The sequence below is a fragment of the Porphyrobacter sp. LM 6 genome (assembly GCF_001720465.1).
Taxonomy (GTDB): domain Bacteria; phylum Pseudomonadota; class Alphaproteobacteria; order Sphingomonadales; family Sphingomonadaceae; genus Erythrobacter.
Window position 1 is genome coordinate 2,155,585 of the sequence record NZ_CP017113.1, and the last position, 25,762, is coordinate 2,181,346.

At 66.4% G+C, this 25,762-nt stretch carries 27 protein-coding genes; 9 read left to right on the forward strand and 18 right to left on the reverse strand.

Annotation, left to right across the window (positions count from 1 at the left end; translation table 11 throughout):
• Positions 1-15 precede the first annotated feature (15 nt).
• From BG023_RS10320 to BG023_RS10330, 3 genes are all read right to left on the reverse strand, one after another.
• The gene (locus BG023_RS10320) at positions 16-1,218 is read right to left on the reverse strand and encodes a serine hydrolase domain-containing protein (protein WP_069310378.1); all 1,203 of its coding nucleotides are present in this window, start codon (positions 1,216-1,218) and stop codon (positions 16-18) included.
• A gap of 67 nt (positions 1,219-1,285) precedes the next feature.
• A complete protein-coding gene (locus tag BG023_RS10325) occupies positions 1,286-2,671 on the reverse strand; it encodes a cryptochrome/photolyase family protein (RefSeq protein WP_069310379.1) in 1,386 nt (461 codons plus the stop codon).
• A 135-nt stretch (positions 2,672-2,806) separates the two neighbouring features.
• Positions 2,807-3,787, reverse strand: coding sequence for a metal-dependent hydrolase (locus BG023_RS10330; protein WP_069310380.1), 981 nt, complete (start codon positions 3,785-3,787; stop codon positions 2,807-2,809).
• Positions 3,788-3,885: 98 nt separating this feature from the next.
• On the opposite strand from BG023_RS10330, the gene BG023_RS10335 reads away from it, so the two are divergent.
• Both BG023_RS10335 and BG023_RS10340 read left to right on the forward strand, forming a co-directional pair.
• The gene (locus BG023_RS10335) at positions 3,886-4,836 is read left to right on the forward strand and encodes an alpha/beta hydrolase (protein WP_069310381.1); all 951 of its coding nucleotides are present in this window, start codon (positions 3,886-3,888) and stop codon (positions 4,834-4,836) included.
• Positions 4,833-5,312: an RNA pyrophosphohydrolase gene (locus BG023_RS10340; protein ID WP_069310382.1), complete on the forward strand. Its 480-nt coding sequence runs from the start codon at positions 4,833-4,835 to the stop codon at positions 5,310-5,312. Before BG023_RS10335 ends, BG023_RS10340 begins: the two co-directional genes overlap by 4 nt.
• A 4-nt stretch (positions 5,313-5,316) precedes the next feature.
• Here the strand turns inward: BG023_RS10340 and BG023_RS10345 are convergent, their stop codons facing one another.
• Both BG023_RS10345 and BG023_RS10350 read right to left on the reverse strand, forming a co-directional pair.
• Entirely contained in the window at positions 5,317-5,814 is a 498-nt protein-coding gene (locus BG023_RS10345; protein ID WP_190315753.1) for a tetratricopeptide repeat protein, read from the reverse strand.
• 62 nt (positions 5,815-5,876) lie between these two features.
• A complete protein-coding gene (locus BG023_RS10350; RefSeq protein ID WP_069310384.1) occupies positions 5,877-7,055 on the reverse strand; it encodes an RsmB/NOP family class I SAM-dependent RNA methyltransferase in 1,179 nt (392 codons plus the stop codon).
• Between the two features lie 99 nt (positions 7,056-7,154).
• Between BG023_RS10350 and BG023_RS10355 the strand changes: the two genes are divergently transcribed.
• Positions 7,155-7,526 carry a hypothetical protein gene (locus BG023_RS10355; protein ID WP_150122857.1) on the forward strand — a complete coding sequence of 124 codons (372 nt, stop codon included), beginning with the start codon at positions 7,155-7,157 and terminating at the stop codon, positions 7,524-7,526.
• Here BG023_RS10355 and guaB read toward each other — a convergent pair.
• The 3 genes from guaB to BG023_RS10370 form a co-directional block, all read right to left on the reverse strand.
• The gene (gene guaB / locus BG023_RS10360; RefSeq protein WP_069310386.1) at positions 7,523-8,977 is read right to left on the reverse strand and encodes an IMP dehydrogenase; all 1,455 of its coding nucleotides are present in this window, start codon (positions 8,975-8,977) and stop codon (positions 7,523-7,525) included. The two genes, BG023_RS10355 and guaB, sit on opposite strands and share 4 nt — an antisense overlap.
• An 88-nt stretch (positions 8,978-9,065) precedes the next feature.
• Entirely contained in the window at positions 9,066-10,577 is a 1,512-nt protein-coding gene (locus BG023_RS10365) for a M28 family metallopeptidase (protein ID WP_069310387.1), read from the reverse strand.
• Complete coding sequence (locus tag BG023_RS10370) at positions 10,574-11,326, reverse strand: 3-hydroxybutyrate dehydrogenase (protein WP_069310388.1); 753 nt, start codon at positions 11,324-11,326, stop codon at positions 10,574-10,576. Before BG023_RS10370 ends, BG023_RS10365 begins: the two co-directional genes overlap by 4 nt.
• 107 nt (positions 11,327-11,433) lie before the next feature.
• Here BG023_RS10370 and ypfJ point away from each other — a divergent pair, with 107 nt between their 5' ends.
• Positions 11,434-12,318: a KPN_02809 family neutral zinc metallopeptidase gene (ypfJ, locus tag BG023_RS10375; protein ID WP_069310389.1), complete on the forward strand. Its 885-nt coding sequence runs from the start codon at positions 11,434-11,436 to the stop codon at positions 12,316-12,318.
• Positions 12,319-12,350: 32 nt separating this feature from the next.
• Here the strand turns inward: ypfJ and BG023_RS10380 are convergent, their stop codons facing one another.
• Together BG023_RS10380 and BG023_RS10385 are read right to left on the reverse strand one after the other, a co-directional pair.
• Positions 12,351-14,123 carry a M56 family metallopeptidase gene (locus BG023_RS10380; RefSeq protein WP_069310390.1) on the reverse strand — a complete coding sequence of 591 codons (1,773 nt, stop codon included), beginning with the start codon at positions 14,121-14,123 and terminating at the stop codon, positions 12,351-12,353.
• Entirely contained in the window at positions 14,120-14,509 is a 390-nt protein-coding gene (locus BG023_RS10385; RefSeq protein ID WP_069310391.1) for a BlaI/MecI/CopY family transcriptional regulator, read from the reverse strand. The genes BG023_RS10380 and BG023_RS10385 overlap by 4 nt, the downstream gene beginning before the upstream one ends.
• A gap of 124 nt (positions 14,510-14,633) precedes the next feature.
• Between BG023_RS10385 and BG023_RS10390 the strand changes: the two genes are divergently transcribed.
• A complete protein-coding gene (locus BG023_RS10390) occupies positions 14,634-16,241 on the forward strand; it encodes an esterase-like activity of phytase family protein (protein WP_069310392.1) in 1,608 nt (535 codons plus the stop codon).
• A gap of 4 nt (positions 16,242-16,245) precedes the next feature.
• On the opposite strand, the gene BG023_RS10395 is transcribed toward BG023_RS10390, so the two are convergent.
• The 8 genes from BG023_RS10395 to sdhC all read right to left on the reverse strand — a co-directional run bounded on the left by BG023_RS10395 (position 16,246) and on the right by sdhC (position 22,000).
• A complete protein-coding gene (locus BG023_RS10395; RefSeq protein WP_069310393.1) occupies positions 16,246-16,629 on the reverse strand; it encodes a PaaI family thioesterase in 384 nt (127 codons plus the stop codon).
• A 5-nt stretch (positions 16,630-16,634) separates the two neighbouring features.
• Positions 16,635-17,237, reverse strand: a complete 603-nt coding sequence (locus BG023_RS10400) for a TetR/AcrR family transcriptional regulator (protein WP_083234651.1) — start codon at positions 17,235-17,237, stop codon at positions 16,635-16,637.
• Positions 17,238-17,246: 9 nt separating this feature from the next.
• Complete coding sequence (locus BG023_RS10405; protein ID WP_069311260.1) at positions 17,247-17,705, reverse strand: PaaI family thioesterase; 459 nt, start codon at positions 17,703-17,705, stop codon at positions 17,247-17,249.
• Positions 17,706-17,803: 98 nt separating this feature from the next.
• Positions 17,804-18,790: a C13 family peptidase gene (locus tag BG023_RS10410; RefSeq protein WP_069310395.1), complete on the reverse strand. Its 987-nt coding sequence runs from the start codon at positions 18,788-18,790 to the stop codon at positions 17,804-17,806.
• An 86-nt stretch (positions 18,791-18,876) separates the two neighbouring features.
• On the reverse strand, positions 18,877-19,317 hold the full coding sequence (locus tag BG023_RS10415) for a hypothetical protein (protein WP_150122858.1): 441 nt from the start codon (positions 19,315-19,317) through the stop codon (positions 18,877-18,879).
• A 26-nt stretch (positions 19,318-19,343) separates the two neighbouring features.
• Positions 19,344-21,161 (reverse strand): succinate dehydrogenase flavoprotein subunit, encoded by a 1,818-nt coding sequence (gene sdhA, locus BG023_RS10420; protein WP_069311261.1) that lies wholly within the window; start codon positions 21,159-21,161, stop codon positions 19,344-19,346.
• Between the two features lie 62 nt (positions 21,162-21,223).
• Positions 21,224-21,610, reverse strand: coding sequence for a succinate dehydrogenase, hydrophobic membrane anchor protein (gene sdhD / locus BG023_RS10425; protein WP_069310397.1), 387 nt, complete (start codon positions 21,608-21,610; stop codon positions 21,224-21,226).
• Between the two features lie 12 nt (positions 21,611-21,622).
• Positions 21,623-22,000: a succinate dehydrogenase, cytochrome b556 subunit gene (gene sdhC, locus BG023_RS10430; RefSeq protein ID WP_069310398.1), complete on the reverse strand. Its 378-nt coding sequence runs from the start codon at positions 21,998-22,000 to the stop codon at positions 21,623-21,625.
• Positions 22,001-22,109: 109 nt separating this feature from the next.
• On the opposite strand from sdhC, the gene BG023_RS10435 reads away from it, so the two are divergent.
• The 4 genes from BG023_RS10435 to BG023_RS10450 are packed head-to-tail and all read left to right on the forward strand — an operon-like array spanning position 22,110 to position 25,729.
• Positions 22,110-22,835 (forward strand): SDR family NAD(P)-dependent oxidoreductase, encoded by a 726-nt coding sequence (locus tag BG023_RS10435; protein ID WP_069310399.1) that lies wholly within the window; start codon positions 22,110-22,112, stop codon positions 22,833-22,835.
• Entirely contained in the window at positions 22,813-23,751 is a 939-nt protein-coding gene (locus tag BG023_RS10440; protein ID WP_190315754.1) for an MBL fold metallo-hydrolase, read from the forward strand. Before BG023_RS10435 ends, BG023_RS10440 begins: the two co-directional genes overlap by 23 nt.
• Complete coding sequence (locus BG023_RS10445) at positions 23,748-24,668, forward strand: 50S ribosomal protein L11 methyltransferase (RefSeq protein WP_069310401.1); 921 nt, start codon at positions 23,748-23,750, stop codon at positions 24,666-24,668. Before BG023_RS10440 ends, BG023_RS10445 begins: the two co-directional genes overlap by 4 nt.
• Positions 24,638-25,729: a helix-turn-helix domain-containing protein gene (locus tag BG023_RS10450; protein ID WP_069310402.1), complete on the forward strand. Its 1,092-nt coding sequence runs from the start codon at positions 24,638-24,640 to the stop codon at positions 25,727-25,729. Before BG023_RS10445 ends, BG023_RS10450 begins: the two co-directional genes overlap by 31 nt.
• The last annotated feature ends 33 nt before the right edge of the window (positions 25,730-25,762 follow it).

A 25,762-nucleotide genomic window follows, 5' to 3' on the forward strand; every position in this document is an offset into this window, starting at 1 on the left:
CGCGCCGGGGCGCGCTCAGCGCACCTCGGCGGCGATCTTCCGGCTCAGATCGAGGAACTGTCCCCGCTCTGCACCGCCGCTCGCCTGCGCCCAGTTGCCGATATAGGCGACAACCATGCGCTTGTCGGGAAACAGGGTGATGCCCTGCCCGAAGATGCCCTGCGCGCCATAGGTGCCCTGCGGGTAGGTCCACCACTGGTAACCGTAGCCGAAGCCGCTGTCCCCGAAATCGACCGCGCTGTCGGTCGCCTCGGCGAACCAGTCGACCGGCACCTGCGCCCCGCCGCCTTCAAGCGCGAAGATACCCATCCGCGCATAGTCCGACAGCCGCAGGGACAGACAGCACCCGCCGATATTGCCGCCGCGCGGATCGACCATCCAGAACATCCCGCCTTCGAACCCGGTCGCCGCCGCGATCTTGAGCTGTGCATATTCGGCGAGCGGCTTGCCGACCGCGTTCTCGACCAGGAGCCCGATAAGATTGGTCTCGCCCGTCTTGTAAACCCACTTGCTGCCCGGCTCCGCCTCGCGCGGGAGCTGCTTCATCTGCGCAACGATCGCATCCGCGCCATAATCGGCCACAAAGCGGTTCATCTGGGCAACGTCGGACTTGGGATCGGTGTAATCCTCATTCCACTTGACCCCGCTGGTCATCGTGGCGAGCTGGCGCACGGTGACGCCTTCGTAGGCTGACCCTGCCAGCCTCGGAATATACTTGGTCACCGGATCATTGAGGCTGGCAATCTTGCCATCTTTCACCGCCGCGCCCAGCAAGGTGGAGGTGAAGCTCTTCGCAACCGAGAAGCTGGTCCAGCGATCCTTCGGTCCCATGCCAAGGCCGTAATGTTCGAAGGCCACCTTCCCATCGATCACCACCATCACCCCCGCGGTATTGGTTTCTGCCATCAGCGCCTTGATTTCGGCCCGCAGCGCCTTGCTCAGCTGCTTGCCCCTGGGCAGCGGGCGCGTGGACTTCGGCGCGGGGACTTCGTGCCCGGCGAACCACTTCTCCATTTCGCGGAAGCGCTGGCTGCGCTGCTCGTCGGTCCAGAACAGCACTTGCAAGTCTGCCGGATCGCGCGGCGGAGGCTGGGTCACCACCACAGGATCAGGCCAGGCGATGGTGACACGGTGCGGCTCCTGCGCGGCCGCCGGGCTGCTGCCTGCCGCAAGCATGGCCGCCAGTATCAGCCCCGAAATCGCGCGCTTGCCTCTCATGTCCCTCTCCTGCGATCCCTCAATGAGCCAGACATAGGCGGGAGCGGGGGCGGCGGGCAACCCTTGCTTACCCCGCCTTCAGAGTCTTGAGCGCCGCCAGTGCCCGTTCACGCGCGGCCTTGTGGGGCACGATCTTGCGCGGATAGCCCGCGGGCCTTCGCCCGAACTCCTCGGGATCGTGGACGTATGGCTCCTCCAACCCTTTGAGTTCGGGCACATAGGTGCGGATATAGCGCGCTGCGTCGAACTTCTCCGACTGCGAGAGCGGCGCCATGATCCGGCTGAACATGTTGCTGTCCACCCCCGTCCCCGCGGTCCACTGCCAGTTGGTGGCGTTGGAGGCGTAGTCGGCATCGCACAGCGTATCCCAGAACCACTTCTCGCCCTCGCGCCAGTCGATCAGCAGGTGCTTGATGAGGAAGCTCGCGGTGATCATCCGCACACGGTTGTGCATCCACCCGGTCTGCCACAGCTGGCGCATCCCGGCATCGACGATCGGGTAGCCGGTCCGGCCCTGCTGCCATGCCTTGAGATCGCGCGCAGCGGCCTCGTCCGTAGCGGGATCGCGCCAGGGAAAGCGGTCGAAATCCTCGCGGTAGTTCTGCGTGGCGTAAGCGGGGAATTGCAGGATCGCGTTGGCCGAATAGTCGCGCCAGATGAGCTCGCCTTCATAGGTGCGCCAACCTTCGGACTGACGATCCTTGAAGCGATGCCAGATCTGGATCGGGGAGATTTCACCGAAATGCAGATGCGGCGAGAGGCGCGAGACCTTGTCCACGCTCGGCAGGTTGCGCTTGTCGTCATAGGCATCGACGTCCGCTTCCCATGCGGCGAGGCGGGCGTGGGCGGCCTCTTCGCCGACCTGCCAGAACTCGCGCATCCCGCCCGCCCAGTCGGGCTTGGTCGGCAGAAGGTTCCATGATGCAAGATCGTCCGAGGCCGGCCAGCTTGCGGGCGCATCCAACCGCTCGGGCGCGGGGAGTTCGGCGCGTGGCGGGAATTCGGCCCGCACGGCGCGGCTGAACGGCGTGTAGATCTTGTACTGCCCGCCGGTGCCGGTGGTGATGCTGCCCGGCGGCATCAGGTAATTGCCGTGGTGGAGCTTGAGGGCGAGCGATTTGCCCAGCTTGCGCTCGGCATTGAGCCACCAGGGTTCGTAGTGGCAATTGGCGTGGATCGTGGTCGCACCGGTCTCATGCGCCAGTTTGGTCAGCTCCGCCACCGCCTCGCCGCGCCGCAGGATCAGCTTGCTTCCCCGTGCTTCGAAGGATTCCGCAAGGCTCGCCAGCGAATGATGCAGCCACCAGCGCGAGGCTCCGCCATAGGCGTGGTGCTTCGGGCTCTCGTCATCGAGGATATAGACCGCCACCACCGGCCCCGCCTTGGCGGCGTGGTAGAGCGCGGGGTTGTCGGCCAGGCGCAGATCGCGGCGGAGCCATACGATTTGGGTCATTCAATTCCTCAGATCATTCATCATTGCGAGGCGCCGCAGTCGCTGCGGCAATCCAGGACCGAACGACGCGGACCATGGATTGCTTGGTGGCTTTGCCCAGCTACGCTTTCGCCTTCGGCTACTCGCAATGACGAATTAGGGCGCGGCAGGTTCCGGTAAATCGATATCTGGAAGTTGGTGGAGCGGAATGCACTCCACGCCCGGCGATGGAACCGAAAACCGGTCCCCCACGCGCGGGTCGGTGAAGCGGGCATCGCGCAGGATCACCGAGCCGTCGGCGGCGCGGGTCGCAAAAGGTGCGCGCGACCAGAACAGGAATGCGTCGGCTTGCGGGTTACCGCGTGCGCTTTCCATCGCTCTCCAGACATTGCAGGTTCCGACCGAGTCCGAGCCGATCGACCACTGGCCATCGCCAAAAGTCATGATCATCTCACGCTGCCAAGGGACCAGCGGAACCGGCGAGGCAATCACCGTCCAGTCGCATGACACTGCCGTATCCGAGCATTCGAGATGAGGGAGCGTTTCGGCCACCCTTTCGCGCTCAACCTGCGAAATCCCCCAATTCAACCCAACATACGCCAACCCAACCGCAATCCCCACCCGCGCAGGCCGCATCCACTCGCCCCCCGCCTTCTCCTGCCGCCGCGACCACCAGATGCACGCCATCAACAGCGCCCACAGCCACACGTCGATTATGAACAGCGTGTCGCCGTAGAACCATTGCGAGGAGAAGGGCTCCAGCAGGCGGATACCGTAGACGTTGAGCCAGTCGAAGAACGGATGGCTCAGACACCCGATGAAAGCCATCGCGTAGAGCCAGCCAAACCGCACCGGCAACCGCCCCTCGGGCCTGGTGCCGCGCTTCGTCTGCCAGCGGTCCCAGCCCCACAGCAGCCCTGCCAAGATCAAGGGAAGCAGCACCAGCGCTGGCGGGCCGTGGGTGATGCCGCGCCGGAAGGCGAGATGCTCGGTGCCCTCCAGCCAGAAAAAGCACGCCGCGTCCACATCGGGCAGGTTCGCGCCGATGATCAGTGCGGGCATGGCAAGGCCCGTGGTGCGCTTCAGCCCCGCCTGCCCCAGCACCGCGCCGACAAGGCTATGTGTCAGATTGTCCATCGCTTTGCAGGCTAGCGCGCCGTTCGCGTTCAAGCGAGTGGAAATCCGCCCATCCCTCGCCTATCGCTCGCGCAAAGACCACCGGAGAGAACCACGCAATGACCGACGCGCCCTACATCCGCCCCGACATGAAGGCCTTCCTCGACATGATGGCGCAGGTGAAGGGGCCGAAGATGGTCGACATGACGCTGGAAGAGGCGCGCCTCTCTTACATCAAGATGCATGGCATCGCCGACCGCCCCGCGCGCGCCCTGCCGGTGATCCGCGATCTGGCCTGCCCCGGCCCGGCGGGCGAGATTCCGCTGCGCCTCTATGACGCGCGCGAGACCCGCGACGAGGCCTCGCCGGTGGTGGTGTTCTACCACGGCGGCGGCTTTGTGATCGGCGATCTCGACACCCACCACGCGCTGTGCACCGAAATCGCGGCGCTGATCGATCTGCCGCTGGTCGCGGTCCACTATGCCCGCGCGCCCGAAGCGCCCTTCCCCGCCGCGATCCTCGATTGCGAGGCGGCGACGCGCTGGGTGGCTTCCTCGCCCGCCGAACTCGGCCGCACCGCCTCCGGAATCATCACCATCGGTGACAGCGCGGGCGGCAATGCGACGGTTGTGGTCGGGCAGTTGCTCGGCGCGAACCCCGCCGCCGTGCCGGTGGTGCTGCAAGTGCCGGTCTTCCCGCTGGTCGAGGATGCCAACGGCTCGGCCAGCATGGCGGCGTTTAGCGAGGGCTTCCTGCTCACCGCCGACACCATGGGCTTTTTCGATGCCTCCTATGGTGCCGACCGCAGCGACCCGCGCGGGTTCCCGATCCTTGGCGATCACTCCGCCGCCCCGCCCACCATCGTCGTCACCGCCAGCCTCGATCCGATCCGCGATTCGGGCCGCGCCTATGCAAAGGCGCTGGTCGATGCCGGACGCGACTGCGTGTTCCTCGAAATGCGCGGGGTGACGCATTCCTTCACCAACCTGCGCCAGATGGTCCCCAGCACGCAGAAGGATCTCGAACGCATTATCGCCGCGATGCGCTTCATGCTGGAGAACCCGGCATGAGCCCTGAAGGCCTGCCCTATCGCCCCTGCGCGGGCTTCATGCTGGTGAACCGCGAAGGCCTCGTCTTTGTTGGCCAGCGGATTGACCCGAGCGCGCACGGCTTCTGGCAGATGCCTCAGGGCGGGATCGACAAGGGCGAGGACGTGCGCGATGCCGCCTTGCGCGAATTGCAGGAGGAAATCGGCGTCGCCGCTCACCTTGTCGAGGTGATCGCGCAAGGATCACGCCCGTTCCTCTACGACCTGCCGCCCGAGCTGCTCGGCAAGGTGTGGAAGGGCAAGTATCGCGGGCAGGAACAGCACTGGTTCCTCGGCCGCTTCTTGGGCGAGGATGCGGATATCGACCTTGAGGCCCACGATCCGCCCGAGTTCAACGAATGGCGCTGGATCGAGCCCGCGCTGCTGCCGGAGCTGATCGTGCCCTTCAAGCGGGCGGTTTACGAAGAACTAGTGGCGGAATTCGCGCCGCTGATCTGACGCGTCAGTTCGACGCCGCGCCGTCGCCCTTGCCCTCGACCGCCAGCCGTGCCGGAACGCCGCGCGCGATGCTCGATTGCAGCGCCACGGTTTCGGGGCAGGCATCGCCGCACAGCGATTGCAGCTTGGCGAGGTTGCGCTTGGCCTTTTCGACCGCGCCCTTTTCCACCAGCGCCGCGCCTTCGCCGGAAATCGCGGCGAAGTTGCCCGGTTCACGCGCCAGAGCCTCGCGGTAGTAGCGGATCGCCTTGCCCTGCAGGCCCTGCTGGCGCGCGGCTTCGGCGAGATCGATGAAGATCGGCGTGTAACCCGGATCAACCGTCAGCGCGGCCTCGAACGCGTCGGTTGCGGCCTGCGTTTCGCCGGCTTGCAGCGCGGCGCGGCCCTGCGCGATCAGCAGCGCTGCGCGCGGATCGGGCGCCTGCCCTGCCCCTGCGCTCAGCACGCTTGCCGACATGGCGAGACACAGCGAGAGAGCGGCGGCGGCAGGCGCAAAACGCATCAGAAGCTCCTTCAGTGCTTGAGTCCGGGAACCGGAAGAGGTCTGCATACCATGGTAGGCTATCATGGTGAACGCAAGCTGGCGAAGAAAAATCCATCCGTACCGTCATGGAGCGGATCGAGGCGCCAGCCACCCCCGCGCGGGCGGCCCAGCGGCATCGCCAGCGGTTCGGCCCGCCAGCCGGGATGGCGCGCGAGGAAGGCGGCAATACGGTCTGCTCCCTCGGCATCGAGCACCGAGCAGGTGACGAAAGCCATCGTCCCGCCCGAACGCACCAGCTGCGCGCCCACATCGAGTACATGGTCCTGCAATTGGTTAAGGCGCACCAGCTCCGCCGGATCGAGCCGCCAGCGCCCCTCCGGGCTGCGCCGCCATGTCCCGCTGCCCGAACAGGGCGCATCGACCAGCACGTGATCGGCCTTCCCCGCAAAGGGCGCGAGCGCGGCCATCTCGCGGCCCGGATCGAGCAGCACGGTGTGATCGACCGCCGCGCCCGCACGGGCTGCGCGCGGAGCAAGGTTGCCGAGGCGGCGCTTGTCGGTATCGGCGGCAACAATGCTGGCCGCATTGCCGAGCCGTGCGGCGAGTGCCAGCGTCTTGCCGCCTCCGCCCGCGCACAGATCGATAATGGTTTCGCCTTGCCCGATCGGCAGCGCCTCGACGATCAGCTGGCTGCCGAGGTCCTGAACCTCGATCAGTCCCTGCGCATAAGCATCCCACTGTTCGACCAGCGTGCCGGAAGGAAAGCGCAACCCCTGCGCCGTCACCAAGGGTTCGCCCGCTTCGGGAAGCGCCAGACCCGCGCGGTCGGCTTTCAGAGCATTGACCCGGATATCAAGCGGCGCGCGCCCGATCAGCGCGGCGATCTCCGGCCCGCCGAGACCCGAGGCACGCAAGGCGGCGGCGAGCCACTTGGGCGCAAGGCCGGTCTTGGCTGCCTCTTCGCCCTCGGCGCGCGCTGCGGGGCCGTGGGGCGATCCATCGAACAGCGCGGCAAGGCCCGGATCCTGCGTCGTCACTGCCAGCATGGCCGCACGGCCGCTCGCGGGGACCGGCCCGCACAGGCGGATTGCCTGATAGACCAGATCGCGCACTGCGCGGCGGTCCTTCGAACCGGCATAGCGGCGCGCACGGAAGTAATCGGCGATGATCCGGTCAGCGGGGGCACCCTTGCCCCTCGCAGAAGCGATAATGGTATCGAGCAGCTCGATTGCTGCCTGTACACGCGCGGCGGGAGTCATCGGGGCTGCACAATCACGGTCGGCAATGTCATAACGACGACGATGCGACGCAGATTAACCCCTGAGGAACGAGAGATCCGCGAAAGCCGCGGGATCGGTTTGAAGCGTTTCTGGGCCTTCCCCACGCTGGTTATCACCATTCTGATCGTCGCAATGGATACCGATCTGTTTGTCCGGTGCGTGGGCGATCCGATCGAAGGGCACGGCAGAGGTCGGGGCGCCGCTGCCATCCGCATGGCACTTGTGCTGCCGTGCAGCCCGTATCTCCTCACCGGATCACACTCCCAGTTCCTCAAGTTCATAGTCCTTTGGCTGCCGGTGCCGTTCATGGTGATGAACTGGCGGTGGGCCCAGCGCCACAAGGCATATTGGGATCAGGTCCGCGCGCGGGAGAAGGTGCGCCGTGCAGAGCGTGCAAAGCAACGTAAGTCCGACAATCTGCCGGATGCGGAGCGACGGACCGACCTTTAGCGCGTCGGGTAATTGGGAGCCTCGCGGGTGATCGCGACATCGTGGACGTGGCTTTCCGAAAGACCCGCATTGGTGATCCGCACGAACTGCGCGCGCTTCTGAAGGTCGGTGATGGTGGCCGAGCCGGTGTAGCCCATCGCCGCCTTGATCCCGCCGACCAGCTGGTGGACGACATCGGCAGCCGGGCCCTTGAACGGCACCTGGCCTTCGATCCCCTCGGGAACCAGCTTCATCGCGCTGACATCCTGCTGGAAATAGCGGTCAGCCGAGCCGCGCGCCATCGCGCCGACCGAGCCCATGCCGCGATAGGCCTTATAGCTGCGGCCCTGATAGAGGAACACCTCGCCCGGGCTTTCGGTGGTGCCCGCGAGCATCGAGCCAATCATGACGCTCGAAGCGCCAGCGGCCAGCGCCTTGGCGGCATCGCCCGAGGTGCGCAGGCCGCCATCGGCGATCACCGGCACGCCCGACCTGGCGGCTTCGGCAGCGCTTTCCATGATCGCGGTGAGCTGCGGCACGCCGACGCCTGCGACGACGCGGGTGGTGCAGATCGAACCCGGCCCGATCCCGACCTTCACGGCGTCTGCCCCTGCATCGACCAGCGCGCGGGTCGCTTCGGCAGTGGCGACGTTGCCGGCGATAACCTGAACCGAATTGGACAGCTTCTTGGCGCGTTCAACCGCGCGGGCGACTTCGACGTTGTGGCCGTGCGCGGTGTCGATCACGATCACGTCAACCTCGGCATCGACCAGCGCCTCGGTGCGCGCAAAGCCCGCCTCACCCACGGTGGTCGCCGCAGCGACGCGCAGGCGGCCAGCGGCATCCTTGGTGGCGTTGGGGTAATTGACCGCCTTTTCGATATCCTTGACCGTGATCAGACCGATGCAGCGGAAGGCATCGTCAACCACCAGCAGCTTCTCGATACGGCGAGCGTGGAGCAGGCGGCGCGCCTCTTCCTGCCCGGTGCCGAGCGGCACGGTGGCGAGGTTTTCGGTCGTCATCAGCTCGCGCACCGGCTGGAGTGGGTTTTCGGCAAAGCGGACATCGCGGTTGGTGAGGATGCCGACCAGGCGCCCCGCCGTATCGACCACGGGGATGCCGCTGATGCGGTTGGCCTGCATCAGTGCCTGCGCCTCGCCGAGGGTTGCATCGGGGTGGATGGTGATGGGGTTGACCACCATGCCGCTTTCGTAGCGCTTCACAGCGCGCACTGCGGCGCATTGCGCGTCAATATCGAGGTTGCGGTGCAGCACGCCGATCCCGCCGAGCTGCGCCATGGCAATCGCCATGTCAGCTTCGGTCACCGTGTCCATCGCCGAAGAGAGAACGGGAATGTTGAGCCGGATGTCGCGCGTCAGGCTGGTCGATGTGTCCGCCATGCTGGGCAGGACACTGCTTTCCGCCGGGCGGAGCAGCACATCGTCAAAGGTCAGACCGAGCGGGATATCCATGTGCGCCACTTTCTGTGCATTCGCGAGAGGGTTCCCCCGTTTGCGGGAGAATCGTGGCGGCCCATGTAACCGCGGTTTGCCGATTGCGCTAGGGCTGCGCGGCGAGGGCCGGCTGATAGCGTTCCGGATCGGCCAATTGCCGGATCAAACGCTCATGCAGCAGCAAATCATCGATAGCCCCGCCAAGCTCGACCGAGGCGACATCATCGGACGGGCGGTGATAGCGCGTCTCGAGAAACGGACGCAGGATTTCACGGCTGCCATAGGTACTTGAAAGCAGCACCGCAGGGACACCCTGCTGCACCAGCGCCCAGCCATCCTGACGCGGCACAAAGCTGTCGGCCAGCGTCTGGTCACCGATGGTGCGGCCACTGCGCGCCACCGCATCGAGGATTGCCGCATCGAGCGCCGGGTTCTGCCCGCGCCCGATAAAGCCGAGCGGGCTGCCCTGCGGCGCGAGCGCGACCATGTCGAAGTTGAACGCGGCAACGATGCTGGTGAGCGGCAGCGGCGTTGCGTTGACGAAAGCGCGCGCACCGAGCAGCCCATCTTCCTCGGCGCTGGTCGCAAGCACGTAGATATCGCGCGCCAGCGGCTTGCCGGCTTTCAGACGCCGCGCCAGTTCAAGCATGGCGGCAAGCCCGCTCGCATTGTCGGCCGCGCCGTTGCAGATCCGGTCGGCAGCGTCAGGAAGGCCGCATTCCCCGAGGTGATCCCAATGCGCCAGCAGCAGGATCGCCCCCGCCCCCGGCTTGCTCCCGGGGATCCGTCCAAGCAGATTTGCCGAGGTAAAGCTGCGCCGTTCAGCGGCCGCTTCGATCGACACCGCCAGATTGAGTTCGAGCGGTGCGAAATCGGGCGCCTGCGCTTCCGCCTTGAGCGTCTGCCAGCGGCGCGCACCGATCATGTCGGCCAGCGCGGCATCGGTGACGTAGGCGGCCAGCGTGTCCTGCTCCTCGCTTGCCAGCTGAAGCCGTTCGCGCCCTTCGCGCGCTCGGATCAGCGCCAGCGTCTGCGGATCGGGCACCACGGTCACCACGGCGGTCGCCCGCTGGCGGAACAGCGCCTCGCGCCGCGCCGGATCGCGCCCCGGTTCGGCCAGCATCACCGCCACCGCGCCGGCCAGCGCATCGCCGAGCACCGAGCCATCCCCGTAACCGACAAACACCACCGGCACCCCGGTACCCGGCCCGCTGGTGGCCAGCGCGCGGCGGCGCGGGGTAAAGACGGCGGCATCGCTCTGCGGTACGATCACCGTGCGGCGTCCCTGCTCCAGAGTGAGCGTACCCGAGACCGGATGGGTGGCGAGCAGCTCGACCGGCATCCTCCAATAGCTGCCCGGATCATTGGTGCCTGACACCAGCCCGACTTCGCCCATGCGCTTTTCGAGATAGGCGAGCGTTTTCTCTTCGCCCGCCGTACCCGCCTTGCGTCCGGCGAACTCGTCACTTGCGAGCACGGCGATATCGGCCTGGAGGCGGGCGGCGATCTGGCTGCGGTCATTGCCGCGCGGGACGCTTTCGACCGGCGCGCGTACGCAGGCGGCAAGCAGCAGGCTCGCCAGCAGAGCGATCAGCGTGCGTGCCCCCAGCTGCGTCATTCGGCGGTCCAGCCTCCATCAATGCTGTAATTCGCGCCAGTGATGTTCCGCGCCGCATCGCCGCACAGGAACACCGCCAATGCGGCGACATCTTCGGGCTGCACGAATTGCTTGGTCGGCTGCTTGGCGAGCAGAACGTCGTTCATTACCTGCTCGCGCGTCATTCCGCGCGCGGCCATCGTGTCGGGGATCTGGTTTTCCACCAGCGGGGTCCAGACATAGCCCGGCGAGATGCAGTTGGCGGTGATGCCGTGGGTCGCCAGCTCCAGCGCGATGGTCTTGGTGAAGCCCGCCATCGCGTGCTTGGCCGCGACATAGGCGCTCTTGAACGGCGATGCGGTGAGCGAGTGCGCGCTGGCCGTGGCGATGATCCGCCCCCAGCCCCTGGCCTTCATCCCAGGCACCGCTGCCCTAGTCGTATGGAACGCGGCCGAAAGGTTGAGCGCGATAATCGCATCCCACTTTTCAGGCGGAAAATCCTCGACCGGGGCAACGTGCTGCATCCCCGCATTGTTGACGAGGATATCGACCGGGCCGATCGCGGCCATCATCGCCGCAATCTCGTCAGGCCGCATCAGATTGGCGCCGTGATAGGTCGCGCCCAGTTCATCGCACAGCGCGGCGATCGCATCGGGATCACCCAGTCCGTTGAGCACCACCTCGGCCCCTTCGGCCGCCAGTGCGCGCGCAATCGCCAGTCCGATGCCCGATGTCGAGCCGGTGACGAGGGCACGCTTTTGCTTGAGCATTCGTCGCAACTCCTGCACGTTCGGACTGTCTGCTTCGTGCTTTTGCCGTGCGGAAAGCGGCTGTCCAGCAAATTGCTCAAGCAGCCCTGATCGTGGGAGAATTTCGTATGCGTCTCGGCCCGTTCGACACCTCGCGGATGAATGTCCGGTCGAGCAGCGACGGCGGCGGTGGCGGCGTGGGGCGCGCTGGCGGCATCGGCTGCGGCACGCTGGTGATCGCGCTGATCGGCGCGGTCGTCTTCGGGATCGATCCGATGCAGACCATCGGCATGGTGCAATCGGTGCAGCAGCAGTCAGCCCCGGCGGACGACAACAGCGGCGGCCAGAGCGAAATGTCCGAGGCCGAAGTCTGCGCCAGCAGCGAATATGCGACCGAGGCGTGCAATGCGCTCACCAGCCTCAACACGACGTGGGAAGCCGCCTTTGCGCGCGCCGGCATTCCGTTCGAACAGCCGGTGCTCGATCTCTACCGCGACGGGCGGGTGAACACCGGCGGCTGCGGCGGAGCGACATCGGCGGTCGGGCCGTTCTACTGCCCGGCGGACAAGGGCATCTACATCGACACCAGCTTCTACGATCAGCTCGCGCAGATGGCGGGTACCGGCGGGGATTTCGCGCGCCTCTATGTGATCGCGCATGAATATGGCCACCACATCCAGAACATCACCGGGCTTTCCGATCAGGTGCGTTCTGCCCAACAGCGCAATCCGGGTGCAGCCAACCAGTTGCAGGTGGCGATGGAATTGCAGGCCGATTGCTATGCCGGGATGTGGGCGGGCCGCAACCGCAACCTCGTGGAGCCGGGCGATCTGGAGGAAGGGCTGAAGGCTGCCAGCGCGATCGGCGATGATACGCTCCAGCGCAATGCCGGACAGCAGGTTTCGCCGGAGAGCTTCACTCACGGCTCCAGCCGCCAACGCATGGCTGCGCTGCGGCTGGGCCTTGAAAGCCGCGACGATGCGGCTTGCGATGTGTTTTTCAACGGCTCCTGACCCGCCCCCCGGCGCGCCAGGAGCCCGACCACTTAGCCTTCGGAATCGCGGAAGCGGCTGATCTGCTGATCGAGCTGCTTGAGCACCTGCTTGCGGGTATCCTCGGGGATATCCTTGTCGCGGGCGATCTCGGCGCGAGCTTCCTCCAGCCCCTTGCGGGCCGAAGCGAAGATCCGCGACTGGCAAATGGTGACGACCTGGGTGCCATCCTTGGCCGTGGTGGTCTCGCTCACTTCATCGCTGCCGGGACGGCACTTCTGCTTGACGATCACCCGCTGCTGACCGGCAGCGCCCGCAGCCTCGGCTTCGGCCATGGCTTCGGCAACCATGCGCGGGATCTCGGCGTGGACCTTGTCCACCTCGGCAAGGCCCGCGCGCAGATCGGCGAGCATCATTTCGTGCTCTTCCTTGCTCATGCCCTCGGGCCGGGGGATGTCGAGCGCCATCGGCTTGCCGTCGCGATCGAACTTGCGGACGACGCGGATATGGCGGGCCTTGGTTCCGGCCTCGGTGGCGGCTTCGGCCGCGGCCTCGGCCCGCATCCCGGCGCGTTCACGGATGATCACCTTGTGCATGCGTTCGCCCTTCTCGCCCGCTTCGGCAGCGCCGTCGCCGGTGGTGAAGACCATCACTTCGACATCGCCTTCGGGCGGTTCGGGCGCTTCGGGGGGTTCGGGCGCCTCGGGGGCTTCCGGCGGCAACGGCGCATCAGGGGCCGAAGGCGGCGCGGGGGGAGCCGGCGGCTCCGGCGCTTCCAGCGTCGCGTCGGACGCGGCATAGCTGATCGAGGCGGTCAGCGGCAGGGCCAGCAGGCCGGCGCCAAGCAGGGCGCTACCGGCAAGGCGGCGGCGCAGGGAAATATGGGACATCGACAGGCTCCTTAAACGGTGAATGATGGATTTCTCGCCCAGCACCGGACAGGCCATCGGCGCGCTCAGCGCGGCATGGCTCGCGGCACCGGGATTGGCGGCAAAGCGGGCAATCAAGGTCGCATAGGCGGCGCGCTCGGCGGCGGAGCGGCGGGCCATAACGCGGGCATCGCAGGCCGCCTCCTGATCGCGGCGCAGCGCCAGCCAGCCATAGCGGCCAAGCGGATTGAACCAGTGCAGCGCGAACAGCGGCTGGACGAGCACATTGACTAGCAGATCCCCGCCCCGATGGTGCGCCAGCTCGTGCGCCAAAGCGAAATCGCGGGCCTGCCGGTCATGCAGCGCCATGAAGCCGGGCGGCAGCGCGATCACCGGATCGAGCACGCCGAACGCGAGCGGCGCTGAGGTCGCCGGCGTTTCGACAAGGCGCACCCGGGCCATCAGACCACGGGTCGATCCCACTTCGCGCGCTTCGGCCAGCAAGGCATCGCGCAATTCGAAATAGGCGGCAAAGCGGCGGCACAGGAACACCCCGGCCCCGACGACCCACGCCAGCAGCAGCGCATCGAGCCACGGCCACTCGGCCATCATGGCGATCAGATCGAAGCCCGGTTGCGGCGCGGCCTCGGCAGGGGTGGTCAGCGGAGCGGGCACGGCACCGGCGGGGGCCTCTATCGCGGCCTGCCAGACTGCCGGATCGCCCGGCGGGGGCGCGTCGGCGAGCAGCTCGGCGGGGGGCGTGGCGGGCACGGCCTCGGCGGGCGCCATCCATGCGGGCAGCGTGACCGGCGGCAACACCAGACGCGCGGCCGGGATCAACCACAAGGCATAGGCCATCTGCGGCCCGAACCAGCGCGACACGGGGCGGCGCACCAGCAGCACAGCAGCGATCAGCACGCCGGTCCATGCCAGCGTTTCCAGCAGCACCGCGCTCATGGCCGGAGCTCCTTGAGCAGCGCCTCGATCTCGTCGAGATCGGCCTCGCTCAGCGCCTCGCTCTCGGCAAGGTGCGCCACCAGCGAGGCGGCGCGACCGCCGAACAGGCGATCGACCAGCCGGCGCGATTCCCCGCCGATGTAATCCTCGCGGGCGATGATGGGGGTATAGAGGAAGCGGCGCCCGTCGGGTTCAGCCGCGAGCGCGCCCTTCTGCACCAGCCGCGACAGCAGCGTCTTGACTGTGGCAAGGCTCCATCCACGTTCGGCGCAGACCGTGTCACACACATCGGCGGCAGTCTGGCGCGGACGATCCCACAGCGCTTCCATCACCGCGTGTTCGGCATCGGTGATGCGTTCGCCAATCGGTTCATCAGGGGTTGTCACGCAGATCCTCCCTCTCGGTTGATTACACCTGTAGTCATATCGACTACGGCTGTAAACATTGCCGCTCGATGAACGGCACGGCGAACCGCTTGCACATCGGCAAACGGGCGATACATCCGGACGAATGACATATCGCCGCCTCGCCGCCGCCGCTGCGCTGCTTGTTTCGCTGGGCACCGCCCTGCCCCTCGCGACTCCTGCCGCAGCGCAAGATGCCTTTCTACCGCAGACCAGCCCGGTCGAGCTGCTGCCCGGCCAGCCCGACGCGGAAGTCGGCGAGCTGATCTTTCGCGGCGGCGTGGAGATCGCGCCCGACAAGGCCGGGATCGGCGGCATTTCGAGCCTTGAGTGGCACGACGGACAGTTGATCGCGATTGCCGATGACGGGCGCTGGATGACGCTCACCCCCGAAGATGTCGGGCCGCGTCTCGTCGATATCTCGGAAGTGACCATCGGCGAGTTGCGCGATGCCAGGGGCGGCAAGCTCGGCTCCAAGGAGCGCGGCGATGCCGAGGCAATCACCCGTCTAGCCTCCGGCGAATGGCTGGTCGCCTTCGAGCAGGACCATCGCATCTGGCGTTACGCCGCACTCGGCGAAGCGGCGGTGGGCAGCGAGGATCGCGCCGCCGCGCTGGTGGCGGGCGCCGCGCCCAATGACGGGATCGAGACCCTCTCCGCATATCCCGGCGGTCTCGTCGCGTGCGGCGAATGGGCCGATCCGGCGCATCCCAATTGCCTGCGGATCACCGGCGCAGGCGCGCAAGCATTCCACCTCCCCGCCCCCGAAGGCATTGCCGAGGTCGGCGGCGTGCCGACCGATGCCGCCTGCAAGAGTGATGGCACCTGCTACGTCCTGTTCCGTAGCTATACGCCCGGCGAGGGCAACCGCGCCGCCGTGGTCGCCATCGTGCCCGACGGAGCCGTCACCACCCTCGCTGTGCTGGCGCCGCCGATGATGCTCGACAATTTCGAAGGGCTGGCCGTGCGCGAGGTGCCCGGCAAGACGCTCCTCTACCTCGCCTCGGACGACAATTTCCGCAATTGCGAGACCCGCCCCGGCGCGGGCTGCCAGCGCACGCTGGTGATGAAGTTCGAGATTAAGCGCCCGCCCGAAGCCGCTCCGGTGACCCCGCAGGACTTCGCCGCGACTGCCACCACGCGGCCCGCCACCCGCCCGCATCCCGAAGCGGCCAGCGTCAGCGTGGTGATCACCACCAGCCTCGGCCCCATCACCATCGCGCTCGAAACCGAACGCGCGCCGATCACGGCAGGCAATTTCCTGCGCTATGTCGATGAAAAGCGCTTTGACGGGACGACGTTCTACCGCTCGGTGCATCTCCCTTACGATCCCCAACCCAACGGCTTGGTACAAGCCGGCACCCGCGGCGATCCCAAGCGGAACCGCCCGCCCATCACGCACGAGCCAACCAGCCAGACCGGTCTCACCCACACCCACGGTGCGGTATCGATGGCGATGAACGGGCCCGGAACCGCCGACGGCGATTTCTTCATCGTGATCGAGAACCAGACCGGGTTCGATGCCGAGCCGACCGCGAGCAATCCTTCATGGCAGGCCGGATTCCCGGTGTTCGGCTATGTCACCAGCGGCATGGACGTGGTCGCCGCCATCCACGCGGCCGAGCGTGATCCCGATGCCGGCGAAGCGGTGATGAGGGGCGAGATGATCGCCCAGCCGATCAGGATCATTTCGGCGCGGCGGGTCGCACCCTGACGCACTAGAGCACCAGCTGCGTCTGGATCACTACCGCCACGGGCTTGCCCTCTGCGGTATTGATGGCGGTTTGCCACACCGACATCCGCCTGCCGGTCTTGATCGGCTTTGACACGCCTTTGACCACGCTGCCGACCGGCGCAGCGCCGAGGAAGTTGGTCTTGCTCTCAATTGTAGTTGTGCCGCCCGCGCCTTGCGGAAGGCACGCCACCGCGCCCACCGCGCCCAGCGCATCGGCAAAGGCCATGATCGCCCCGCCGTGCATGATCCCGCCCGCAGTGCACAGATCGTCGCGCACCGTGATCTCGCCCTCGACAGCATCGGCGGAGGCGGCGGTGACCTGAACGCCCATCAGTTTCGAAAACGGCATGGAATCAGCGGGATTCATGAGTGCTATTCCTTTTCACTAGTGCCACTCCACAGTGGCTGGTGCGGTTGGGGTTCATCTTCGGCCAGACCAGCAATACGCAGGATCTCGGTGACAAGTTCCTCATCGCTCCGCATCCGCAGCACGCCCGATCTGTGAAGGCCGATGCCGCCGTGTGCCAGCATCCAGACCCGCATGACCGCGCGCCGACGCGTGTCATCGTCGGTGCCGTCCACCGCCAGCACACGCAGTGCAATGGCAATCATTCGGTCGGCGGCAGCGCGCAGCAACGGCGCCGCGTTGAACTGGTCGTAGCTGCGCGCCATCATCACAGCGTAGAGCCCGGGCTGATCGAGCGCAAAGCGGACATAGGCCGCAAGAAAGCTGGCCGCATCGGGCGCATCAATGAGGCTATCCGAAAGCCGGTGGAACCCGCGCGCCGCGACCGAAGCCAGCAGCGCATCACGGTCGGCAAAGTGGTTATAGAGCGCCCGGTGCGCAACCCCGAGCCGATCCGCCAGCGCCCGCAATGAGAAACCGGCCGAGGCATCATCCTCGATCAAGCGCATTGCAGCATCGACCGCAGCGGCGGCCAAGTCTCCGTGGTGGTAGGCTTGCCGAGCGGACATGCGACAGGATCAGGCTACCCGCGCCAATGCGGAGAGGTGCCAATCAACCGTCATGCGCGCGACCTCGCGGTCTTCGGCGTCGGTGATGGTGATCTTGACGGGAAAGCGCACCTTCCCCTCGCTATCGAGCGTGCCAAACAGCATCGACTTGGCGCCCTCCACCGCAGCGCGGGCGGTGATCGTGCCTTTGGCGGGCTTTACGAAGTCGATCGTGGCGCTCGCGGCAACGGGGCGGAGCGCCGCAAGCCGTTCGAGAAACATACCCGCCATTGCCGCGCCCGAGGCGGCTTCCGCAAGCGTGAACAGCGCACCGGCGTGCATGGTGGCGATGTGATTGCTGGTGCTGTGCGACTGGTCGAGTGCAGCAGTCGCAGCGCCTTCCGTGATCTCGCGCAATTCCACACCGACATGGCTGGCAAAGGGGACAGCGGCGGAAAGCTGGGCTCTGAGAGCATCAAAAGGGGTCATGGGAAAGTCCTGCATTTGGCTATGTATCCAATGGATACATTATAGCTCGATGCGGATCAAGGCCCTCGGGCGAGTCCCGGATTATGACGATAAACGCTCTATTCGGCGAAGGCCGGGCGGCCCACCGGGGCGCTCGCGATGCGCGGCTTGCCGGCTTCGAGCGCGGGGAGCCAGGTGCCGACCTCCGGCCCGATGCTCACCTGCGGCAACGAGGCGAGGAAGCGCGCCTTGGCTTCCCATTCGGCAACCGAGCGGCCCGCCATGCGCGCCGCCTCGTCGAGTGAGACCGGCTGGCGCAAGGCGCGATTGATCAGCGCGTCGCCATAATAGGTCCAGTCGTTTTCGGCGACACAACCGAATGAGCTACGCGTGCTCGCGGCGGCGGTGAGGATGGCGGTGTCGGGGCTTGCCAGCGCCGGAACAAAGACACCCGAGAAGCACGCCGAAAGGATCAGCACCCTCCGCCGGATCCCCGCCTCCTCCAGCGCCGCCTTGAGCTTGGCGGGCGCAAGGATGCCGTAGCCGCTGTCGCCGTAGTGATAGGCAAGACCAATGTCGCTGCCGTGGCTGGTGGTGTAGAGCACCAGCACATCCTCCTTGCCGTCCATCACCGTGCCGAGGTGGTGGAGCGTCATCAGCAGCGCCGAGATCGATCCGTGGGGCGCATCGTCGCGTGTGCCGTCCGGCCCGGCGAGCGTCAGCGTGCGCCCCTGTGCGCCGTAGCGGGCAGACAGCACCCGCGCAGCCTCGCGCGCCTCGCGGGCAAAAACCGGATCGCTGTCGAGCGCGATGGTCAGGACATAGGCATCCGCCGTCCCGCGCCGCTGGGGAGCGAGTGCGGCGAGCGCAGCATCCAACCGGCGTTGCTGCTCGCGGATCTGCGCGGCGGAAACTCCGCGCTGCAATTCGGGGCTGAGGTCGAAACTGGAGCGCCGCTCGCCGGGTGATTGCCCGCTGCCCAGATCAGGCCAGGGCGCGGTATGCGGCGGCGGCTGGTTGGGACTGGCGGGCGCTTGGGACAGCGGCACAACCAGTGCCGCAAGCAGTGCCGCGAACCCGCCGATGATGATCCTGCCCCTGTTCATCGGCAAGGAAGCTGCCTGCGCGGCGGCGGGTCGTCAAGCGGGGCGGCATTGGCAAAATGACCAAGACCGGCGCGCGCGGTTGCGGCCTATTGCTTGCGCACGAACACCCGACCGCACTGGTAGACAGCGTCACCCTCGCTCCAGTTTTGCAGGGTGTCGCCTTCGACGGCGAAGTTCAGCAAGTTGCCATCGAGCTGAATACGAGGGGACTGGCCGCCTTCGTAGCGGTAGGTGCCGGTGAACGGGAAGCCTTCAACCCCCATGTAGTAGGTGCCGTCAGGCTCGAAGCTGATTTCCGCATCGATCCGGGCTTTGTTCGGGCTGAATTCGGAACCGGGTTCGCATTCCTCGTGCGAATAGACCCACAGCCCGAGCAGTTTGGCAGGCAGAGGATCGGACGGCGGGTCGGCTGCGGCCGGGATAGCGGCCTCTTCGGCAGTCGGGCTTGCGCCCCCTTCGGCCTCTGCCGTCGCCTCTTCGCCCTGCGGCGAACAGGCTGCGGCGGCGAGCAGGAGCGGTGCGATCACCAAGCCTGCCCGCCGACAGAGCATCATCAGTATACCCGCGCCTTGGGCTCGATGTACTTGATATCGTCGGTCAGCGTGTATTCGTGGACCGGACGGTAATCGAGGCGGATGTTGCTGCCGCGACCGCCCCAGCCGTCGAACCAGGCGATGGTGTGCTTCATCCATTCCTTGTCGTTACGCTCGGGGAAGTCCTCGTGCGCGTGGGCGCCGCGGCTTTCCTTGCGGTTGGCCGCGCTCGCCATGGTCACATTGGCCTGCGCCATGAGGTTGTCGAGCTCGAGCGTCTCGATGAGGTCCGAGTTCCAGATCAGCGACTTGTCGGTGACGTGGATGTCCTCCATCCGCTTGTTCTGCTCGGCGAGCTTGGCCACGCCTTCGTCCATCAGCTTCTGGTCGCGGAACACGGCGCAGTGCTTCTGCATCGCCTTCTGCATTTCCGCACGGATCTGCGCGGTCGGCGAGCCGCCGCTGGCGTAGCGGAAGTGATCCAGACGGGTCAGCGCGAAATCGGCGCTGTCGGCGGGCAGTTCGGCCTGCTTGGCGTTGGGCTTCAGATTGTCGCGCAGGTGATGCCCGGTCGCACGGCCGAACACCACGAGGTCGATCAGCGAGTTCGAGCCGAGGCGGTTGGCCCCGTGCACCGACACGCAGGCCGCCTCGCCCACGGCATAAAGGCCGGGGATGACGGTGTCCGGATTGCCGTCCGGCCCGAGGGTGACGACCTGCCCGTGGTAGTTACAGGGGATGCCGCCCATGTTGTAATGCACCGTCGGGGTGACGGGGAGCGGCTGGCGGGTGAGATCGACACCTGCGAAGATCTTGCCGCTCTCGGTAATGCCCGGCAGGCGTTCGGCCAGCACCTTGGGATCGATGTGATCGAGGTGCAGGTAGATGTGGTCGCCATCCGGCCCCACGCCGCGCCCTTCGCGCATTTCGAGCGCCATCGAACGCGACACGACGTCGCGCGAAGCGAGGTCCTTGGCCGAGGGGGCATAGCGCTCCATGAAGCGCTCGCCTTCCGAGTTGGTGAGGTAGCCGCCCTCGCCGCGCGCGCCTTCGGTGATCAGCACGCCCGCGCCGTAGATGCCGGTCGGGTGGAACTGGACGAACTCCATGTCCTGCAAAGGCAGGCCGGCGCGCAGCACCATCCCGCCACCGTCGCCGGTGCAGGTGTGGGCCGAAGTCGCGGTGTAGTAGCAGCGGCCATAGCCGCCGGTCGCCAGAACGACCGACTGCGCGCGGAAGCGGTGGATCTTGCCGTCATCAAGGCACATCGCCATCACGCCGACGCACTGCTTCACCCCGTCACGCTCGACCATGATGAGGTCGAGCGCGAAGTATTCGATGAAGAAGTCCGCGTCGTACTTCAGGCTCTGCTGATACAGCGCGTGGAGCATCGCGTGCCCCGTACGGTCGGCCGCGGCGCAGGTGCGTTGCACCGGCGGGCCAGCGCCCATGTTTTGCATGTGGCCGCCGAAGGGGCGCTGGTAGATCGTGCCATCGGCGTTGCGGCTGAAGGGCACGCCCGCGTGCTCGAGTTCGTAAACGGCTGCCGGAGCCTCGCGTGCGAGATATTCGATCGCGTCCTGATCGCCCAACCAGTCCGATCCCTTGACGGTATCGTACATGTGCCAGGTCCAGTGGTCAGGCGAGTTGTTGCCGAGCGATGCGGCTATCCCGCCCTGCGCGGCGACAGTGTGCGAACGCGTCGGGAAGACCTTCGAGATGTTTGCGGTGCGCAGGCCCGCTTCGGCCGCGCCCATCGTGGCGCGCAGGCCCGATCCGCCCGCGCCCACCACCACCACGTCATAGGTATGATCGACGATCGTGTAAGCGCCGGTCAGGTGCGCGCCGCCGACACCGTTAGCGGTGCCCCCCAAACCATTGGCTTGTGCTGACGTAGCCATCAGGCCTGTCCTCCGAATGCGAGCGCGGCAACGCTGAAAATCCCGAAAGCGCCGCCGCCGATGGTTGCAAGATTGAGCGCTGCGAGCGCAGCGAACTTGGTGCCGGCTTCGTGGACATAGTCCTCGATCAGCACCTGAAGCCCGAGCCGGGCGTGCCAGAACAGGCTGAACACCAGCAGGATCATCGCCGTCGCCGAAATCGGCTGCGAGAGCCACTTGGTGACGCTGGCATGGCCGAAGTCGCCGAGCGTGACGAGGCTGACGAGCAGCCAGCTCATCAGCACCAGATTGCCGATCGCGGTGAAGCGCTGCACCAGCCAGTGATGCGCCCCATGGTGAGCCGCGCCAAGGCCGCGCACGCGGCCGATCGAGGTTCCGTTACCCATTGTCTTTGCCCCTCAGCGCAGCAGCACGGCCCAGAAGGCCGCGGTCAGCACAATCGCGATCACCGGCGCGGCGATCGACCACATGCGGTTGGTGTTGAGCTCATAGCCCGCGCCGATATCCAGCACGAAGTGGCGAAGCCCGCTCATCAGGTGGGTGAAGAACGCCCACGAAAGCCCGACCAGCACCACCATGCCCAGCGGCGAGCCCATCACCGACTGGAACGTGCCATAGGCTTCCGGCCCGCTGGCCAGCGCGCCCAGCCACCATACCAGCACAGCAAGGCCGACCAGTGCCATGCCGTCGCCGGTGGCGCGGTGGAGGATCGAAACGAGCATATGCGGCCCCCAGCGCCAGATCTGGAGATGGGGAGAAAGCGGTCTTTGGTTCATGGTGATCCCGTCTGGTCCCTGTTTTGTGCGCCCTCACTTAGCGCGGCTGTCGCACGAGGCAAGCGGCGAGCGGTGGACACAGCTTGCAAAGTTTTGGATAGGCGATTGCATGGGACACATTCTTGTAACCGGATCAAGCCGCGGAATTGGCAGGGCAGCCCTCGAAGCACTCGCCGCGCGCGGGGCAAAGGTCATCGGCCACGCGTCACGCCCGCAGGCCCCTGCCGCCGGAGCGCCGCCGATCATCGCCGCCGATTTCGGCGATCCGACCAGCGTGCAGAGCCTGTGGGAGCAGGCACTCGACCTTGCGGGCGGCGAGATCGACGTGGTGGTCAACAACGCCGGGCGGTTCGAGGCGAACCGGCTCGACCGCTCGGACATCGAATGGCTCGATGCGTGGGAGGATACGTTGCGGGTCAATCTCACCTCGGCCGCCCAGCTTTCGCGCCTTGCGGTGCTGCACTGGCAGGCACGCGGCTTTGCGGGGCGGCTGGTGCACGTGGCGAGCCGCGCCGCCTATCGCGGGGACAGCCCAGCGCACTGGCACTACGCCGCCGCCAAGAGCGGAATGGTGGGGATGCACAAGACCATCGCCCGCGCCTATGCCAAGGACGGCATCCTGAGCTTTGCCGTCACCCCGGGTTTCACCGATACCAGCATGGCGGGCGACTACCTCGCCAGTCGCGGCGGGCCGGGGCTGCTGGCCGATATTCCGCTCGGCCGGGTGGCGACTCCCGACGAAATCGCTGCCATCATCACCTTCTGCGCGCTCGATGCGCCAGCCAGCATGACGGGAGCGGTGATCGATGCCAATGGAGCGAGTTTTGTTCGGTAAGGCCTTCAGCGCACTGGCACTCGCCCTCCCCCTGCTCGGCGCCGCACCGCAGGATCCGGTCACCGCGATCACCTCCGACGCGGTGCCGGGGCCGGTCCACCCCTGGGCGCAGGCCTGCGAGGACTGGGACGATTGGGACAAGCCAGGCCCGCCGTTCAAGATCCATGGCAACACCTGGTACGTCGGCACCTGCGGCATTTCCGCAATCCTGATCACCAGCGATGACGGCCACGCGCTGATCGATTCCGGCACCGAGAAGGGCGCGGAGGTCGTTCTCGCCAATATCCGCAAGCTCGGCTTTGACCCGAAGGACATCAAGCTGCTGCTCGGCAGTCACGAGCATTTCGATCATGTCGGCGGCATGGCCAAGATCCAGCAGGCAACGGGCGCGGTGTTCATCTCCTCGGCGATCGCGGTCGACACCATGATCACCGGCAAGGCCCACCCCGATGATCCGCAGTTCGGGCTGCACGAGCCGATGGCCAAGATCGCCGAAGGCCTGCCCTATGATTGGGGCGATGCGCCCTACAAGCTCGACTATTTCGGCATTTCGCCCATCCCGACCCCGGGCCACACACCGGGCGCGATGAGCTGGACGTGGCGGGCCTGCGAAGGCGAGGATTGCCTCACGGTCGTCTATGCCGACAGCCTCTCTGCCGTCAGCCGCGATGATTATCGCTTCAGCGACCACCGCGAATACCTCGACGCATTCGTCGGCTCCTTGAAGGATATCGCCGAGGCGCCCTGCGATATCCTCGCCACCCCGCATCCTTCGGGCGGCAAGCTCAAGGTGACTCTGTCCGCGCTCGCAAGACGAAAGCAGGATGGGCTACCGGACTTCGCCTGCGCCGGATATGCGAGCGCGCAGCAACAGGCGCTCGGCATGCGGCTGTCGAAGGAACGTGGCACCCAATGACCACGTGGAAACTGTCGCTCCACGCGCCCAAGCCCATCGTGCAGGCGGCGCTGTTGGCGCATGATCTGATCGACGACTGGGACTATGAACTCGTCATCGCGGGCCGCGAGGTCGCCGAGGACAAGCCCGACGATTGGGTGCTCGAAGGCTGGTATCCGCGAAAGCCGGGCAAGGCCGAGAAAGCCGCGCTCGCCGGCCTGTTCGAAGGCGTTTCAGAAGGTGGGGCGCCCAAGATCACCATCGAAGAACTCCCGCCCGAAGACTGGGTGACGCTGAGCCAGCACAATGTCGCCCCGATCCGCGCCGGGCGGTTCCATGTCCATACCCCCGATTACCCAGCGGACAGCCAAGCGATCGATTTCATCATTCCCGCCAGTCAGGCCTTCGGCACCGGCCAGCACAAGACCACCGCGGGGTGCCTCGAAATGCTGGGCCACATGAAGGCAAGCGGTGTGATCGCGCGCAATGTCGCCGATATCGGCACGGGCACCGGGCTGCTCGGCTTCGCTGCGCTGGCCCTATGGCCGCGCGCGCTGTGCACGCTCACCGATATCGATCCGGTCTGCGTGCCGGTGGTCGAGGAGAACGCGGCGCTTAACAACGTCCCGATGGGCCCGCGCGCGGGCGAGGCGGTGATGGTGGTGGCCGACGGGATGGACGATCCGCTGATCACAGTGCGCGGCCCCTATGACCTCCTCATCGCCAACATCCTTGCAGGCCCGCTGACCGAACTCGCCCCCGATTTCGCGCGCGCCGTATCGCCCGGCGGCAGCCTGCTGCTCGCCGGATTGCTCGCGGGCGATCAGGAAGCGGCGGTGAAGCGCGCCATGACCCTCGCCGGTTTCCGCATGGCCGCAAGGCTCCAGCGCGGCGACTGGGCGATCCTGTGGCTGCGGCGCAGGCGCGCAAGGCGCTGATGCTGACACAGATCGACGTCGTTGTCCGGCTGGTCGCCTGCGGGGCGAGCCTTCTGCTGCTCGTGCTGCTGCTAACCGGCGATGTGCGGCGCGGGCTCAAGCTGCCGCTGGCGGGCTTGTTGATCGGCTCGACCGGCTATCTTCTCAATTCCTCGTCGTTGATCGTCTATGGCGCTCCGGCAAGGCCCTGGACCGAACTGGCGTCGATCTTCACGCCGTTTTTCACATGGCTTTTCGCGCTGCGCGTCTTCGAACGCGAGCCTCCGCGCATGGCGAGCTGGGGTGCCGTTGCGGTGCTCGGCGGATCGTGGTTTGCAGGCTTCTTCATCGCGCCGCACACGAATGTCACCTTCTACATCATCCACCTGTCCGGGCTGGTGCTGGTCGCGGATCTGTTCCGCATTGCCATCGCCGGGCGAGCCGACGACCTTGTCGAGCAGCGTCGCTCCCTCCGGCTGTGGTTTCCGCTGTTGGTGGCGGCACAGGCTGGCGGCATTCTTGCCTTCGAGCTGGTTACCGGACGCGGAAGCGGCAACCACGATCCGCGCGCGCAGTTCATCAATGCGCTGCTGATCCTCGCGCTGACGCTCTTCGCGGGCAAGGCGCTGCTACGCACCGAGCCCGAGTTGCTGGTAAGGGCCGAACCCTCCCCCGCCGAGGCCGACAGCCAATCCGAATTGGGCACTTCCGAAGCCGACGACCTGTCCCCCAGCGAGATCGTGCTCAAGGACAAGCTTGAGGCAGCCATGAACGCGGGCATCTACCGCGCCCCTGGCCTCACCATCGCCGGGCTCGCCGACCGGCTCGGCACACCCGAACACCGCCTGCGCGCGCTGATCAACCGGCGGATGGGGCACCGCAATTTCTCCGCCTACCTCAACCGCTACCGCATCGCCGAGGCCAAGGCGCTGCTGGCCGACCGCGACAAGGTCGATCTGCCGGTCCTCACCATTGCGATGGATCTCGGCTACAATTCGCTGCCCCCGTTCAACCGCGCCTTCCGGGCCGAGACCGGGCAGACCCCGACCGATTACCGCCGCGCGATGATCGGTCAGAACTGAAAAAGCGCACTCGTTTTCGGAATCCTTCGGCTT